The organism is Rhodobacter sp. P1_C2 (genome assembly GCF_056406375.1).
Genome location: NZ_JBFUAG010000008.1, coordinates 52,947 through 67,249, shown reverse-complemented (window position 1 = coordinate 67,249; position 14,303 = coordinate 52,947). Strand labels below are relative to the sequence as shown.

Annotated in this window: 14 protein-coding genes; 9 read left to right on the top strand and 5 right to left on the bottom strand. The window is 65.5% G+C overall.

What is annotated here, in order from left to right:
- Positions 1 to 251 precede the first annotated feature (251 nt).
- The gene (locus AC1DZT_RS15150) at positions 252 to 1,493 is read left to right on the top strand and encodes a GAF domain-containing sensor histidine kinase (protein ID WP_478007479.1); all 1,242 of its coding nucleotides are present in this window, start codon (positions 252 to 254) and stop codon (positions 1,491 to 1,493) included.
- 11 nt (positions 1,494 to 1,504) lie between these two features.
- Complete coding sequence (locus AC1DZT_RS15145) at positions 1,505 to 2,254, top strand: response regulator (protein WP_478007478.1); 750 nt, start codon at positions 1,505 to 1,507, stop codon at positions 2,252 to 2,254.
- Between the two features lie 17 nt (positions 2,255 to 2,271).
- On the opposite strand, the gene AC1DZT_RS15140 is transcribed toward AC1DZT_RS15145, so the two are convergent.
- The 4 genes from AC1DZT_RS15140 to AC1DZT_RS15125 all read right to left on the bottom strand — a co-directional run bounded on the left by AC1DZT_RS15140 (position 2,272) and on the right by AC1DZT_RS15125 (position 6,442).
- Positions 2,272 to 3,144: an SH3 domain-containing protein gene (locus AC1DZT_RS15140; RefSeq protein WP_478007477.1), complete on the bottom strand. Its 873-nt coding sequence runs from the start codon at positions 3,142 to 3,144 to the stop codon at positions 2,272 to 2,274.
- A gap of 381 nt (positions 3,145 to 3,525) precedes the next feature.
- On the bottom strand, positions 3,526 to 4,110 hold the full coding sequence (locus tag AC1DZT_RS15135) for a Hint domain-containing protein (RefSeq protein WP_478007476.1): 585 nt from the start codon (positions 4,108 to 4,110) through the stop codon (positions 3,526 to 3,528).
- Between the two features lie 765 nt (positions 4,111 to 4,875).
- Positions 4,876 to 5,283, bottom strand: coding sequence for a hypothetical protein (locus AC1DZT_RS15130; RefSeq protein ID WP_478007475.1), 408 nt, complete (start codon positions 5,281 to 5,283; stop codon positions 4,876 to 4,878).
- Between the two features lie 235 nt (positions 5,284 to 5,518).
- Positions 5,519 to 6,442: a LysR family transcriptional regulator ArgP gene (locus tag AC1DZT_RS15125; protein WP_478007474.1), complete on the bottom strand. Its 924-nt coding sequence runs from the start codon at positions 6,440 to 6,442 to the stop codon at positions 5,519 to 5,521.
- Between the two features lie 243 nt (positions 6,443 to 6,685).
- On the opposite strand from AC1DZT_RS15125, the gene AC1DZT_RS15120 reads away from it, so the two are divergent.
- Positions 6,686 to 7,597, top strand: coding sequence for a fatty acid desaturase family protein (locus tag AC1DZT_RS15120; RefSeq protein ID WP_478007473.1), 912 nt, complete (start codon positions 6,686 to 6,688; stop codon positions 7,595 to 7,597).
- A gap of 169 nt (positions 7,598 to 7,766) precedes the next feature.
- On the opposite strand, the gene AC1DZT_RS15115 is transcribed toward AC1DZT_RS15120, so the two are convergent.
- On the bottom strand, positions 7,767 to 8,243 hold the full coding sequence (locus tag AC1DZT_RS15115) for a universal stress protein (RefSeq protein ID WP_478007472.1): 477 nt from the start codon (positions 8,241 to 8,243) through the stop codon (positions 7,767 to 7,769).
- Positions 8,244 to 8,747: 504 nt separating this feature from the next.
- On the opposite strand from AC1DZT_RS15115, the gene AC1DZT_RS15110 reads away from it, so the two are divergent.
- From AC1DZT_RS15110 to AC1DZT_RS15085, 6 genes are all read left to right on the top strand, one after another.
- Positions 8,748 to 9,818 carry an SDR family oxidoreductase gene (locus AC1DZT_RS15110; RefSeq protein ID WP_478007471.1) on the top strand — a complete coding sequence of 357 codons (1,071 nt, stop codon included), beginning with the start codon at positions 8,748 to 8,750 and terminating at the stop codon, positions 9,816 to 9,818.
- 14 nt (positions 9,819 to 9,832) lie between these two features.
- The gene (locus AC1DZT_RS15105; RefSeq protein ID WP_478007470.1) at positions 9,833 to 10,120 is read left to right on the top strand and encodes a YciI family protein; all 288 of its coding nucleotides are present in this window, start codon (positions 9,833 to 9,835) and stop codon (positions 10,118 to 10,120) included.
- Entirely contained in the window at positions 10,117 to 11,124 is a 1,008-nt protein-coding gene (locus tag AC1DZT_RS15100) for a Gfo/Idh/MocA family protein (RefSeq protein ID WP_478007469.1), read from the top strand. The genes AC1DZT_RS15105 and AC1DZT_RS15100 overlap by 4 nt, the downstream gene beginning before the upstream one ends.
- 23 nt (positions 11,125 to 11,147) lie before the next feature.
- Positions 11,148 to 12,128 (top strand): zinc-dependent alcohol dehydrogenase, encoded by a 981-nt coding sequence (locus AC1DZT_RS15095; protein ID WP_478007468.1) that lies wholly within the window; start codon positions 11,148 to 11,150, stop codon positions 12,126 to 12,128.
- Positions 12,129 to 12,198: 70 nt separating this feature from the next.
- On the top strand, positions 12,199 to 13,224 hold the full coding sequence (locus tag AC1DZT_RS15090) for an ABC transporter permease (protein ID WP_478007467.1): 1,026 nt from the start codon (positions 12,199 to 12,201) through the stop codon (positions 13,222 to 13,224).
- Between the two features lie 40 nt (positions 13,225 to 13,264).
- Positions 13,265 to 14,278 carry a substrate-binding domain-containing protein gene (locus tag AC1DZT_RS15085; RefSeq protein WP_478007466.1) on the top strand — a complete coding sequence of 338 codons (1,014 nt, stop codon included), beginning with the start codon at positions 13,265 to 13,267 and terminating at the stop codon, positions 14,276 to 14,278.
- Positions 14,279 to 14,303 lie beyond the last annotated feature (25 nt).

Below are 14,303 nucleotides of genomic sequence, written 5' to 3'. Positions count from 1 at the left end.
TTTCCCTTCCGGGCGGCCGTTTTCTGCTTGTCTTGAAGCTGAGGTTCCTCCACTCAGTCCGGACAGGATGGGTCAGAAGGCCCAGTCTGTATAGGGTTTTTCAGGCAGCGCATGTGCGGGTTTCCCCCAAAAATCTGCGGGTTCCCGCAAGGGCTTTGCACTGGCAACAATAGGCCCCGGCGGGCTTGTCTGCCATGATCGGGGCGAAAGACGGCGCCGCCGCGACAGCCGGGGCGGCAGAGGATCGCATGATGGTCGATACATCCCCGACGGCCCTGCTGGACCACCTCTTCAGCATCTCGCGGCTACTGGCCGGCCAGCTGGATTTCCAGTCGGCGATCCAGGCCGTCTCGACCGAGATCGCGCAGATCCTGCCGCATGACCATCTGGATGTCTGCATCCTGCGCGCCGATGGCCTGTTTCACACGGCCTATGAAAGCGGGATCGAGACCGACTGGGGCAAGCAACCCCATGCGCCGATCGCCAACAGCCCGATCCGGGCGCTACTCCAAGGCGCGGTGGACCATATCCTGACCGAGGATGCCTGCACCGACCCGCGCTTCAACTTCCCCGGCGGCTTCTACAAGCCGATCCACGACCACGGCCTGCGCGCCCGCATCCATGTGCCGATGATGGTGCATGGCGAGGTGATCGGCGCCTTCAGCGCCTCGCTGCAGCGCGCCGGGGCCTATGGGGCGGAGGACGTGCGCAATGCCCGCTACATCGCTGACCTGCTGTCACCCTATTTCTACGCCCTGCGCGCCGCCGAACAGGCGCAACGCTCGGCCATCATCGAGGCCGAGGCGCGGGCGCGCGAGGAGGGTCTGCGCCTCGGCGCCCTGAAGCTGACCGAGGCCCTGGAGCGTGAACGCCAGCGTATCGGCATGGACCTGCACGACCAGACCCTGGCCGACCTGACCCGCCTGACCCGGCTTCTGGAACGGTTGCCGCATCAGGCCCCGGCGCCCGGCGACCTGGTGGAGCCGATCACCCGCGGCCTGCACCTCTGCATGCAGGATCTGCGCCAGATCATCGAACAGGCCAAACCCTCGCTCTTGCAGCTTTTCGGCTTTTCCCATGCCATCGAACACCATCTCGACCGGGCGGTGCGCGACTCGGGCCAGGGCATCAACTGGACCCTGAAGGACGAGTCCGGCGGCGCCTTCGACGCGCTGGAGCCGCAGGTCAGCATCGCCCTCTACCGGATCGCGCAAGAGGCGATCAACAACGCGGTCTCCCATGCCGGCGCGGCGCGGATCTCGGTCATCCTGGCGGCGGCTTCGGGGCAGATCTCGCTGGTGATCAGCGATGACGGCAAGGGCATCACCAAGAAACGCACGCGGATCGGCAGTGGCATCGACAACATGAAGACAAGGGCGCGCCTGATCTCGGCGCGCTGCACCCTGGGCGCGGGGATCGGCGGCGCGGGCACCGGGGTCGGCATCGTGCTGCCCTTGGCGGCGCTGCCCGTCCCGCTTGCCATCGCAGAATGAAGGGAACCACCATGGACGTTCTGATCGTCGAGGACGACCCGCTGCACCGCTCTTTCCTGCGCGAGCAGGTCAGCGCCGCCCTGCCGGAAAGCCTGACCATCCACGAGGCCGAGAACGGCCAGCAGGGCGAGAGCCTCGCCCGCCTGCACCGGTCCGCCTTCATCGTGATGGATCTGCAGATGAACGCCCGCAACGGCATCGAGGCCGCCCGCACCATCTGGCGCGAGCGGCCCGACACCCGCATCCTCTTCTGGTCGAACTATGCCGACGAGGCCTATGTGCGCGGCATCAGCCGGATCGTGCCCAATGGCGCGGCCTATGGCTATGTGCTGAAATCCACCTCGGAAGAGCGGCTGAAACTGGCGCTGCGCAGCATTTTCATCGAAAATCAGTGTGTTATCGACAATGAAGTGCGCGGCATGCAGCAGCGCAGCTTTGCCCAGACCTCGGGTTTCAGCGATTCAGAATACGAGATCCTGATGGACATCGCCCTTGGCCTGACCGACCGGGTGATCGCCGAACGCAGGCATCTGTCGCTGCGCTCGGTGCAGAACCGGCTGCAGCAGATCTACAGCAAGCTCGACGTGCATCCCTCGCCCGACAGCCCGCGCGAGGACAGCCCCTTCAACCTACGGGCCCGGGCGGTCACCGTGGCCATGCTGCGCAAGCTTCTGAACTACGGCGCGCTGGAAAAGGCCGAGGCCGAGTTGCAGCACTGGATGCAGGGGCGCCGCCCGCAGGAGCCTTTCGGCGCACGCTGACCTTTGGTCCTTCGGCCTCAATTGATGCCGAGCAGCTGCCCCCCGGACCCGAAGCGACAGGTAAAGTCGCGCCGCGGGGTGAAGCTTTGGACGCGAACCTCGAAGCCCTGCCCCGTCCCCTCTGCCGCAGCGGCATGCAGCCCGTCGAAGGGCACGCCGAAGGCGTGGCCCACCGCGACACGGCAGCGGTCGGGCAGCGCGTCGAGCCCGGCCCCCGCCTCCGGCCCGCCCGCGTCGCGCAGATAGCGCGCCGAGGCCCAGGCGGTGAGGCCGCCATCGACACTCGTGACCCGGCACCAAAGCCCGCCCGCCCCGCATCCCCCGTTGCGCAGGACCGTGCCATTGTCCACCCGCGCCACCACGCGCTCGCCCGTGGAGGGCCCAGCGCGCAGGTTCAAGAGCTGCCCCGCCTCCACCCCCGCGACCACGAACCACGCCGGACCGCTCGCCCCATCGGCCCCGGGCGCGGCCTGATCCAACGGGCGCCCGCTGAGCGCGATCGACAGCCTGAAATCCGCCACCGCCCCGCGCCAGGCGGCCTCCCGGCTCTGATAGACCTGCACCACCCAGACGCCGCTTTCCGGCAGGATCACCGTCGCCGCATTGCCCGACTGCGCGCCGTTGTAATAGGCCAGTTTCGAGGTGCCGGGCAGGATGTTGAAAAAGACGTTGGCGCTGGCAGAGGTCAGCGTCACGGTCAGCCGTTGCCCGGCCCGCGCGTCCAGAAGATAGTTGAGCGCATTGCCCTTCGCGATCCTGTCGTCGATCGCGGTGGCAGAACTGCCGGGCGCAAAGGTCACCCTTGCGCTGCGCTCCTGCGCCAGGACGGCAGGGGCCAGACTGGCAAGGACCAGAACCAGGGACAGGATCACAGGGGCAAGGCGTCGCATACGGGGCACTCCGGCACGGCGGGCAGAACGCTGCCGCCGGACCCGAGTGTAGACCGGAAGGCCGGGCGGGTGGACAAACTTCTGCCCCCCGCGCGGATCCTTGCCACGGCTGCGCACCCGCAGGACGGCAGCGGCGATCACGCCGCTTGCGGCCTTCTAGGGCCATCATGTGGGTGAGGTGGGGAAAGGCGGGGCGTCTGGCAGTGGTACGAAGCGCCCGGCGCGGCGGCCATCTGACCGAGGGTCAGGACATTCTTCTGGTTTGGGGGGTCTTCCCGGCTTTTGCACCCTGCGCCACCAGAGACCTCAGTCCTCAGTGGAGGCGCGCGGCAGAAACGTCAGGCGATCCGAGGCGTGGTCAGATCGGCCCGATTGCCGAAATCACGCGTCGAAGTCTTCATCGTACTCGTCTTCGTCCTGCTGGACCGAAGGCGTCGAAAGGATCAGGGCGGGCACGCCCTCGACATAGACATAGGCGGATTCGCTCAGTTCGATGCTGTAGTAGACCAGCGCTTCTTGCGGCGCGCTCGTCACCGCGCTGTTGCCCTGGATGTCCCCGGCGCGGATGCGCTGGGCCGGTGCATTGCCGAGGGCGACCGACAGTTCCTGGCCCGGCGACAGGTAGAGGTCCTGCTCCGGATAACCCTGGGCGAAGGCGTCGGTGGCGATCTTGATCGGCTGGGCTTCGGGGTGACGGCCGAGGAAGCCATCGTCGAGGCCAACGCGCTGGATGCGGCGGACGTAGAGGATGCGGCCGGTCACGGTGCGAACCGGGTCATTGACGCGCAGGAGTTCGATCGGGATCGCACCAAAGGCCGTCAGGACACGCGCTTGCCCGAGGAAGCCCGGAATGGTCCAGTTGGCCATCCGGTCGATGGGCATGTTGCGTTGAACCGGGCGCACGGTCGGGCGCACCATACCAACGGCGATCGAGAAGGCTTTTGCGGCACTTTGGGCGATAAACATGGTCAACCACTCCTACACAAATCCGTAATTAGCATAACTAATCTAGCATTAGAAAAGTTAACTTTCAATTTTTATGGAGAGGCGGCCGTCCGAGGCCTGCCGAAGACGCTTTTGGCGAAATTTTCGGAAACCTTGATCTAAATCATGTGATTAGCCCGCGACCCCGGCCAGAATGGCAGTCAGGACACTGTTGTCACTTTAGCAACACTTCGTTTCGATTTCGGGGAACGGGGTGAAATCGGGCCTCTGCACCCCCCAAAACCGGGGGTGCGGCCGGGTTTGGCTTGCGACTCAGTGCCACAGGATGGGGTGTGCGGGTCAGCCGCAGCGCCCCGCCGGGAATCATCGGAAAATGGCCGTGCAGATGGCCGCCAGGCCCGCTACGCACCCCTCGCGAGGAAAACGGGGCAGCAGGGGAACGTGCAACCGCCTCTTCTGGGGGAAAACCGGGGCCTGGGTCGATCCGTGGGGTAAAGGGAATGAGGCCCGCGAGGACGACACAGCGCGGGCAGATGCGGCTGCACCGATCAGGCGGGGCCGTCTGGCGGCGACCTTGCCCTGCCCCCGCTTGACGCAGCAAAGGCTGCGCGGTCGGGTGGGCGGCGGAATGCAAGGTGGGTGGGCTGGGGCGAGGCGCCGGTTCTGCCATCTGGCGGCAGATCCCGGCTTGCCTGCGCAGGAAAGGATCAGCGCGGAAGCCGGGTCAGACGAAAGGGGATGCGGGGCGCGCGGGCTTCACGGTGAAAGCCCGGGCGCCAAAGGACCTCAGCGGGCCTCGAAGGCGGTACCGCCATAGACATAGCTGTCATAGGCCAGCCGTGCGCCCTCGGCGGTGATCCGGGCGACGACCTCATGCGCGTCGAGTTCTTCCAGGGTCACGGCCCCGCAGGTCGCAAGTTCGGCGAGTTGGACAAGGATCTGGCCACGCGGCGGCGCCTGCAGCCGGCCAAGCGCTCGGAACTGCGCGGCGATGCGCGCCGACAGGCTGGTGCCGGTCGCCTCGCCGCCGAAATCCTCGATCAGCCGGCGCAGGACCAGCAGGCCGGTGTCGCGCTCGCTCAGCGCCGCGAAGCCTTGGCCTGCGTCGCGATCAGAGGCGGCGGCATAGGCGGGGGTGCCGTGCAGACCTCCCGCGTGACGCTCTGACCCGGACTGAAAATTGAACCACATCATGATACGAAATCCCCACACGAAAACCTGAATAGCGCACCGAGGCACGATCAGCGCCCGTACCATTCTGATGGTTAATGTGGCTTAAATAAGCTTTTGACATGACGATGCTTGGGCCGCAGCCCGGCAGACCCGGGCCGCTTTTCAGGGGGCTCTGTTGCGGAAGCGTCACACAAAACGGCGCCCGCTCGCCCGGATCAGGTCCGGGCGGCGCATCGCAGGCGAGGCGGACCGCGCCTCAGGCCGAGCGGAACCGGTCGGGATAGAGATGGATCTTCGCCTCTTCCTGCACGATCTCGGCCAGGCGGGAGAGGATGGCGCTTGGCTGGTTGGTCGCCTGCCAGTGGAGGGAGATCTTCACCTCCTTGCCCGGGCTCATCTCGAACAGCGCGCCATCCGCGATCAGCTTGTTGACGCGCGGGGTGCGCGGCACCAGGCCCCAGGCCGTGCCGTTCAGGCAGCAGGACATGTAGCCTTCGTAGGAGGGCACGAAATTCGTCGACAGCGGGATCGCCTCGCCGAAGCAGAGCGTCATCCACTGGGCCTGGATCGTGTCCTTGCGGTTGAAGGCCAGACAGGGCACCCCGCGCAGCGTTTCCAGCGAGACGCCGCGGGCAAAGCGGGTGTGGTAGATCTCGGGCGCCGCGACGGCGATGTAATCCATCGAGCCGAGGGAGATCCGGCGCGAGCCCTGGACCGGCGTTTCCAGCGAGGTCACCGCCGCCAGCGCATCGCCCGATTTCAGGCTGTCCTCGGTATGTTCCTGATCGTCGGGCAGGATGTCGACCCGGACCGCCAGCTCCTGCGTCGCGCGGTAGATCACGCTGGGAAACCAGGTCGCCAGACTGTCGTTGTTCACCGCGATCCGGATCGTCGCCGTGGTGGAGGCCCCGCCGCCGATCAGCGTGCTCATCCGCTCGCCCAGCTCCTGCTGCATCAGCGCGACCTGTTCGAAATGCCGGCACAGCTGCAGGCCGGCATCGGTCGGAACGCAGGGGCGACCCCGCGCCACCAGCACCGCGCCGACCTTTTCTTCCAGTTGTCTGATTCGCTGACTGATCGCCGATTGGGTGACATTGATCGATTTCGCAGCCGCTTCGAAGCTGCCTTCGCGGACGACGGCAGACAGAACGGCGAGGGAATCGTAGTCATAGCGCAACATGTCAGGTCTCTCTGCATAAGTGCCGCTAATGCCGCACTAGAATAGTTCTCTATGAAATAACACAGACCCGGCGGCAAGTCTAATTATCCATAAGCCAGCCTGATGCGACACCTTCCGGCCAAGAAGATTTCTCCGATTGTGTTCACAAAGTGTTCAAATTGTGTAGAATATTGGAAGAGAAGCTCGGGGGCCGGAATGTCGGGATTACTGCTACGCAAGAAATTCATGGGTCAGTTTTCAGGGATGAGACGCTATGACCGGTGGGCCGCCTGGGCGGTTCTCGGGGCCTATCTCCTGGTGATCCTCGCCTCGGTCTGGCTGGGCAATTACCTTTTGTCGCGCCCGATTTCGGTCTGGTCCGTGCTGGGCATGGTCGCCACCGCGGTTTTCATCGGCACGCGTCTGCGCGGGTTGAACAACATCGTCCATGAATGCTGCCATTCGACCTTTTCGGACAACCGCGACGACAATGTGACGATCGGCCGGATCTGCACCTCGCTTCTGATGAAGACGTTCAAGAAGTACCGGTCCGATCATTTGTCGCATCATGCATACAATGGCGACTACGAAAGCGACGAGGAATTCGCCGTGATCGAGAAGTTCGGCCTGCATGAGCAGCTGACGCCGCGCAAGATCTTCCGGCTGGCGATGGTGCCCCTGATGGGGCGTCACCTGCCGATCTATTCGGGGATCAACCTCTCGGCCGAGGATGGCCGCCTCTTCGTCGGCTTCAAGCTCGTGCTGCTGGCGCTGATGGGGCTGGGCCTGTACCTCGCGCCGCTGACGACGCTGTTCTTCGTCGTCCTGCCGCTGTTCTACATCTATCCGACTCTGAACTTCTGGACCGATTGCCTGGACCATGCCGGGCTGGTCGGCGCCAAGGACGAGCTGGAGGCGACGCGGAACGTTCTGGCCCCCGGGCCGGTGCGCTGGGTCTTCTTCCCGCGCAACGACTCCTACCATCTGGTCCACCATCTCTTCCCGCAGATCCCGGCGCGTTTTCTGCACAATGCCCATTCCGAGCTTTGCAAGGACCCGAGCTATCGCAACCAGCGCACGGCGGCGCGGCCCGTCCACCATGGCCTGGCCGAGCATCTGCCGGTGGCCGTGCTGGGCAAGCGCGCCAAGGTTGCCCGCAACCGGCCCAGCCTGTAACGCCCGGGCCAGCACGCCCCGCCCCCCAAGGGGCGCCTGACACAGGGCGCCCTTTTTCCGTGACAGGCCCTGCGTGAGGCCTACGACACTGACTCCCCACATACCGACACCTTCGCCCCGGGCCCAAGTCAGTCCCGGGGCGTGCTGCTTTTGGCGTACCGGGCCGCACTCAGGCCGAAGCTGCCTGCCCCGTCCCGAACAGGACCTCGTCGGAAATCTCCATCCGCGCCACCAGCAGGCTGCAGGTCAGGCTGTTGGTCAGATCGGAGGTGACCGAGCCGAGCAGCCATCCCGCCACAAGGCCCTGAGGCCGGTGGCCGACGACGACCAGATCGGCCGCGATCTCGCGCGCCACGGCGGCGATCCTTTCGGCGGGCGGGCCATATTCCAGCCGCGCTGCATGGCGCAGGCCCAGCCGCGTCAGCCGCGCGACCCCGTCATCGAGGATCTTCTGGTAGGCGGCGGTATCGTCCGGCGGCAGATAGGCGCCCACCATGTCGATCCCGATCCCCGGCCCGAAGCCGGGATCGACCACCGCCAGCAGGGTCACCTGCCCGCCGCAGGTCTGCGCCAGCCGGGCCCCCTCGCGCAGGGCCAGCCGCCCCTCCAGCGTGCCGTCATAGGCCAAAAGGATCTGTCGGTACATCTTGCCCTCCATCGCGGCAGGTCATTGCCCGATCCTACCACAGGTCGCGGCAAAGCTGATGCGGTTTCGCCCTCCCCGCCCAAGGTGCCACCCACCGATTTCGCGAAAAATCCGATCCGGACATTCCCGCCCCCGCGACGCCCTTTCCTTGGCCCGCAAGGCGGGGCGCTGACCCCGCCGCCCGCCCTCTGCCGCCTTGAAACCCGGGCTGGCGCAGGCTTTCGCGCCGGGCGGCGGGGGACCCCGGCCTTGCGGCTGCGATTTATCCGATCCGGAAAAATCAATCCAAGTGACGCCGGGATTGTTTGCTACCTTTTGCCCTGTCGACCCGTCCGGTTTCGCCACAGGCGAGGACGCGGAAGATGCAGCGGGGAGGCTGCGCCAGGGGGAAGGACGGCGAAGGGGAATTGCCTTGCAGTTCCGGGCGCCAGGCATCTGAAGTTGCGGATGCATCACCCGATCCGGCTTCCTCGGGGCCAAGGTCAGAATGGAAAGTCTTGTCATATGAGCAAAGAAAACGTCGCGTTGATCGTGGGGGCGACCGGGCTGTCGGGCAGCTACACCGGACGCCACCTGAAAGAGCAGGGCTGGACGGTCGTGACCCTGTCGCGCAGCGCCGCCGACCTGCCCTGGTCCGACCGCCATATCGCCGCCGATCTGGAAGATGGCGCGGCGAGCCTTGCGGCGCTCAAAGCCGCCGGCGATGTCACCCATGTCTTCTTCTGCACCTGGTCGCGCCAGAAGGACGAGGCGGCGAATGTCCGCGTCAACGCCCTGATGATCCGCAACCTTTTCGAAGGTCTGGCCGCGGCGCCGATCAGACATGCGGCCCTGGTGACCGGGTTGAAGCACTACCTCGGCTCCTTTGACGACTATGCCAAGGTCAAGCCCTATACCCCCTTCCTCGAAAGCAGCCCGCGTCTGCCGGGACTGAATTTCTACTACGCGCAGGAAGACGTGCTTTTCGAATTTGCGGCCAGGCGCGGCTTCACCTGGACCGTGCACCGCCCGCATACGATGATCGGCTTCGTCATCGGCAATGCGATGAACATGGCGGTGACGCTCGCGGTCTATGCCAGCATCTGCAAGCACACCGGGCGGCCCTTCACCTTCCCCGGCTCGCCCGAGCAATATGGCGCGGTGGCCGATGTCACCGATGCGCGCATCCTGGCCAAGCAGCTCCACTGGGCCGCCACGACCGAGGCGGCGTGGAACATGCCCTTCAACACGGTCAACGGCGATCTCTTCCGCTGGACCTGGCTCTGGGCGCAGATCGCGGATTACTTCGGCCTGAAGGTCGGGGATTATCCCGGCCATCCGGTGACACTGGAAAGCCAGATGGCCGAGGCCCCTGCCCTTTGGGCCGAGATCGTGGCCAAGCACGGCTTGCAGGACATCCCGGTCGGCAAGCTTGCCTCCTTCTGGCATTCGGACGCCGATCTGGGGCGCACGCTGGAATGTTTCACCGACATGACCAACAGCCGGACCCTTGGCTTTGCCGCCTATCAGCAGACCAGCCACAGCTTCTTTGACGTCTTCGACGAGCTCCGCGCCCGTCGCATCATCCCCTCCTGAGAGCGAAGCACCCCATGCACTATGTCATCCATTGCCTTGACCATGCCGGCGCCGTCCAGAAACGGCTGGACCATTACGAGGCGCACAAGGCCTATCTCGGGGCAGCCAAGATGAAGACCGTGATCTCTGGCCCCCTGCTGGCCGATGACGAGGTCACGATGATCGGCAGCTGTTTCGTGGTCGAGGCGGCCTCGCTGGCCGAGGTCGAGGCCTTCAACCAGGCCGATCCCTTCTTCAAGGCCGGGCTCTGGGCCACGATCTCGATCCGGCCCTTCCTCAAGCGCGTGGACAACCGGTCATGAGCGCCCCGGTTGGAATTGCCCTCGTGGGTCTGGGCTGGTGGGGCAAGAAGATGCTCGCCGTGCTGGCCGCAGCCCCGGCCGAAATCAAGGTGGTGCGCGCGGTGGAGCCCAATCTGGACTCGGTCGCAGCCCTTTGCGCCGAACGCGGCATCGCCCTCTCCGCCGATTACGCCGATGCCCTGAACGATCCGGCGGTGGAGGCGGTGGTGCTCGCTACGCCGCATTCCCTGCACGGCGCCCAGATCGAGGCGGCGGTGGCGGCGGGCAAGCATGTCTTCTGCGAAAAGCCCCTGGCGCTGACCAAGGCGGGGGCCGAAAAGGCGGTGGCGCTGTGCCGCGATGCCGGCCTGATCCTCGGCATGGGCCACGAACGCCGCTGGGAGCCGCCGATTGCAGAGATGCTCGCCAAGGCCGATGCCGGCGCCCTGGGCCGCATCCAGCAGATCGAGGCCAATTTCAGCCATGACAAGTTTCTCAGCCTCGACCGCGACAACTGGCGCCTGAAGGCCGATCAGGCCCCGGCGGGGGGCATGACGGCGACCGGCATCCATCTTCTGGACCTGTCGGTGCGGCTTCTGGGGCCGGCGGAGAGTGTGCTCTGCATCTGCGAGAAGCTGTCCTCGGACTTGCCCAATGGCGACACGGTGGCGGCTTTCGTGAAGTTCAAGGGCGGCGGCACCTCCTATGTCTCGGCCTCGCTCGCCAATCCCTTCATGTCGCGCTTCACGGTCTATGGCGCGAAGGGCTGGATCGACATCCGCGACAAGGCCCATGTCGAAAGCCCGGATGGCTGGGTCGTGACCTCGGCCCTGCAGGGCGGGCCGATCACCACGGTGGAAATCCCGCCGGCAGAGCCGGTGAAGGACAATCTCGTGGCGTTTGCCCGCGCCGTGCGGGGGACCGAGACCTATCCGATCACCGCCGCCCATCTGGTTGATAACATAGCCCTTCTCGAGGCGGTCTTCGCCTCGGCCCTGTCGGGCAAGATCGAAACGGTCGCGTAAAACGGCGGCGTAAGGAGACGACGATGAAAGCCCTGATCTTCGACGAACCCAAGAAGCCGGTGGTCACCCAGGTCCAGATGCCGACGATCACCGAGAACGAGGTGATGATCCGCTCCACCCGCGTCGGCATCTGCCATTCGGATTACGAATTGCTGGCGGGACAATACATCATCCCGATCTCCTATCCCGTCACGCCGGGCCATGAATGGGTGGGCGAGGTGGTCGAGGTCGGCCGCAACGTCAAGGGCCTCAGCCGGGGCGACCGCGTCGTCGGCGAATGCGTGATCCGGACGCCGGAGCGGATTCACCATTTCGGATTCTCGATGGACGGCGCGGACCGCGAGTTCTTTGCGGCGCGGCCAGAGTGGCTGCACAAGCTGCCCGATGCAGTGGATGACGCCAAGGGCGCGCTGATTGAGCCTTTCACCTGCGGCTATTATGCCGTGATGCGGCATGGCGGGGTCAATGCGGCGGATACCGTGGTGATCTCGGGCGGCGGGACCATCGGCCTGGTTTCGGCGGCGGCAGCCATCGGCATGGGCGCGCGGGTGATCGTGGTCGATCCGGTGCCGCTGCGGCGCGACATCGCACGGCGGCTCGGGGCCGAGGCGACGGTGGACCCTTCCGCCGTCAATCCGGTGGAAGCCGTGCAGGAGATGACCTCCGGTGGCGCCGATCTGGTGGTGGAATGCGCAGGCCACGCCTCCTCGCTCGCCAATGTCTTCGACTATGTCAGGGCCGAGGGAAAGATCTCGATGGTCGGCATCAACATCGGCCAGAAGTTCCCGGTGGAGCTTGGCAAGATCCAGATCAAGGATCTGACGGTGCGCGGCTGCATCGGCTCGCCCAACATCTGGCCCGCCGCGATCCGTTTCCTGGAAAAGACCGGCATCGACCTCAGCCCGATCCAGACCCACCATTTCAAGCTGGATGACGCGCTGCAAGCGCTGGAGCTGGGCAAGAACCCGCAGGCGGCCGTCAAGGTCACCCTGGAAATCGCCTGACCCGGACCGCCGGACAAAGACCAGCAGCCACGGACCGCCTGCCCAAGATCACAAGACAAGGACGCCCGCCATGCCCCCTCCCCCGCGCAAGCAGCCCAGACAGGTCTCTCGCTTTGCCCCGGCGAAGGGATTTGTGACGGTCCTGATCTCGACCCTCGTGCTGGTCGGCCTCTGCCTTGTCTTTGCGCCCTCCAGCGTGGCGGCGGGGGCATTGGCGGGCAGCCTGCCTTTCGCCGCGATCCTGATGATCGTGGGGCTGGGGCAGATGCTGGTGGTGCAGCAGGGCGGGTTCGATCTGTCGGTGGCGGGGGGCGTGTCGCTGTCGGTCGTGCTGGCCACGCATTACCCGTCGGGCGACGATGCGCAGCTTCTGCCCGCCGTGCTGATCGCCTATGCCTGTGCGGTGGCGGCGGGGCTGGTCAACGGGTTTCTGGTCGGCTTCGTGCGGCTCAATGCCATCGTGGCCACCATCGGGATGAACGCGCTGATCTATGGCGGGGTCTTTGCCCTGTCGGGCGGGGTGCCGCGCATCACGACCGATCTTCTGGCACGGATCGCCGGCGGCGAAAGCTTCGGTCTCGGCCATGCGATCTGGTTTGCCCTGTTCATCCTGGCCGTCACGGTCTTTGCGATGAAGAAGACCATCTGGGGCCGCCGGTTCGAGGCGATCGGGGCCAACCCGCTGGCCGCGGCCTCGATCGGGCTGAACGTGCGGCGGCACCAGATGATGGCCTATGTGCTGGCCCAGCTTTACTACTGCTCGGCCGGGCTGCTGATCGCCGGCATCACCACCCAGCCGACCGCCTTTCAGGGCGACAGCCTGCTGCTGCCTTCGGTCGCGGTGGTGGTTCTGGGCGGCACCTCGCTTCTGGGCGGGCGCGGCTTCCCGGTCTCGACCGCCATCGCCGCCCTGTTTCTCAATCAACTGAGCCAGTTCGCCTTCGCCGTCGGCGTGCCCTACTCGGCCCAGACCATCATTCAGGCCCTCGCGCTTGGATTGGGCATCGGGATCTATTCGATCCGCCTGCCCCGTTTTCTGGACAACATCAAGAAACTGACACATCGGGAGGAAGAAGATGAAGCTATCGTATCTTAAGGGAACCGTTCTTGGGGGATCTCTGGCCCTTGCCGCATCCGTGCTGGCCCTGAGCGGGGGTGCTGCCCTGGCCGAGGTGCCGTCCTGGTGCGGCCCCAACAAGGCCTCGCTCGCGCTGCTGGACGGCTTTGGCGGCAACAGCTGGCGACTGGTGACCACGGCTTCGGGCGCGGCCGAGGCGGCGCTGTGCCCCTCGATCACCGATTACCAATATGCCGATGGCCAGGGCAACACGCAGAAGGCCATCTCGGACATCAAGAGCTTTGCCGCCAAGGGCGTCAATGCGCTGGTGGTCTTCGGCGACGCGGGTCCGGCGGTTCTGCCGGCCTTGAAGGCTGCGACCGCGGCGGGGTCGGTCGTGGTGCCCTATAGGGTCGATGTCGGCGGCGAGGCCGGCAAGGACTATACCAAGTTCATCGGCTCGTCCTTCAAGGATGACGGGGTGAACTGGGGCAACTGGATCAAGGGCATCCTGCCCGATGGCGGCAATGTGCTGTTCCTGTCGGGCCCGGCCGGCAACAGCCAGGGTCTGGACGAGCTTGCCGGCATGAAGACCGTGCTGGACGACAAGTACAAGTTCATCAACCCGGCGCCCTTCGACGTGACCAACTGGGACCCTTCGCTGACCCAGCAGGTCCTGTCGGCTGAAATCGCCAAGAACGAGAAGATCGACGTGATCGTCTCGGACTTCGGGCCCTCGCTGGTCGGCGCCCTGCCGGTCTTCAAGAAGTTCAACCGCTCGATCCCGGCGATCGCCACCTCGGACGGCAACTCGCTGGGCTGCTTCTGGACCGACAACGCCAAGGACAACCCGGATTTCAAGCTGTTCACCGTGGCGACCGGCAATGACAACGTGCGTCTGGCCGTGCAATGGGCCGTGGCGACGGCGACGGGCGGCACGCTGCCGACCGAGGAAATCTTCAAGGCGCCGGTCTTCGAGGATTCCGTCTCGGGCAAGCCGAGCCCGGTGCAGTGCCGCAAGGATCTGCCGGGGTCGATCTACCTGTCGGCCGTGATGTCGGGCGACGATCAGGCCAAGGCCGTCAACAAGTAAAGAACCGCGGGACAGTGCAAACCGT

Excerpts from the sequence above, each read along its gene's own strand:
- AC1DZT_RS15150 (WP_478007479.1), top strand. The coding sequence starts at position 252 with ATGGTCGATACATCCCCGACGGCCCTGCTGGACCACCTCTTCAGCATC.
- AC1DZT_RS15145 (WP_478007478.1), top strand. The coding sequence starts at position 1,505 with ATGGACGTTCTGATCGTCGAGGACGACCCGCTGCACCGCTCTTTCCTG.
- AC1DZT_RS15140 (WP_478007477.1), bottom strand. The coding sequence starts at position 3,144 with ATGCGACGCCTTGCCCCTGTGATCCTGTCCCTGGTTCTGGTCCTTGCC.
- AC1DZT_RS15135 (WP_478007476.1), bottom strand. The coding sequence starts at position 4,110 with ATGTTTATCGCCCAAAGTGCCGCAAAAGCCTTCTCGATCGCCGTTGGT.
- AC1DZT_RS15130 (WP_478007475.1), bottom strand. The coding sequence starts at position 5,283 with ATGATGTGGTTCAATTTTCAGTCCGGGTCAGAGCGTCACGCGGGAGGT.
- AC1DZT_RS15125 (WP_478007474.1), bottom strand. The coding sequence starts at position 6,442 with ATGTTGCGCTATGACTACGATTCCCTCGCCGTTCTGTCTGCCGTCGTC.
- AC1DZT_RS15120 (WP_478007473.1), top strand. The coding sequence starts at position 6,686 with ATGAGACGCTATGACCGGTGGGCCGCCTGGGCGGTTCTCGGGGCCTAT.
- AC1DZT_RS15115 (WP_478007472.1), bottom strand. The coding sequence starts at position 8,243 with ATGTACCGACAGATCCTTTTGGCCTATGACGGCACGCTGGAGGGGCGG.
- AC1DZT_RS15110 (WP_478007471.1), top strand. The coding sequence starts at position 8,748 with ATGAGCAAAGAAAACGTCGCGTTGATCGTGGGGGCGACCGGGCTGTCG.
- AC1DZT_RS15105 (WP_478007470.1), top strand. The coding sequence starts at position 9,833 with ATGCACTATGTCATCCATTGCCTTGACCATGCCGGCGCCGTCCAGAAA.
- AC1DZT_RS15100 (WP_478007469.1), top strand. The coding sequence starts at position 10,117 with ATGAGCGCCCCGGTTGGAATTGCCCTCGTGGGTCTGGGCTGGTGGGGC.
- AC1DZT_RS15095 (WP_478007468.1), top strand. The coding sequence starts at position 11,148 with ATGAAAGCCCTGATCTTCGACGAACCCAAGAAGCCGGTGGTCACCCAG.
- AC1DZT_RS15090 (WP_478007467.1), top strand. The coding sequence starts at position 12,199 with ATGCCCCCTCCCCCGCGCAAGCAGCCCAGACAGGTCTCTCGCTTTGCC.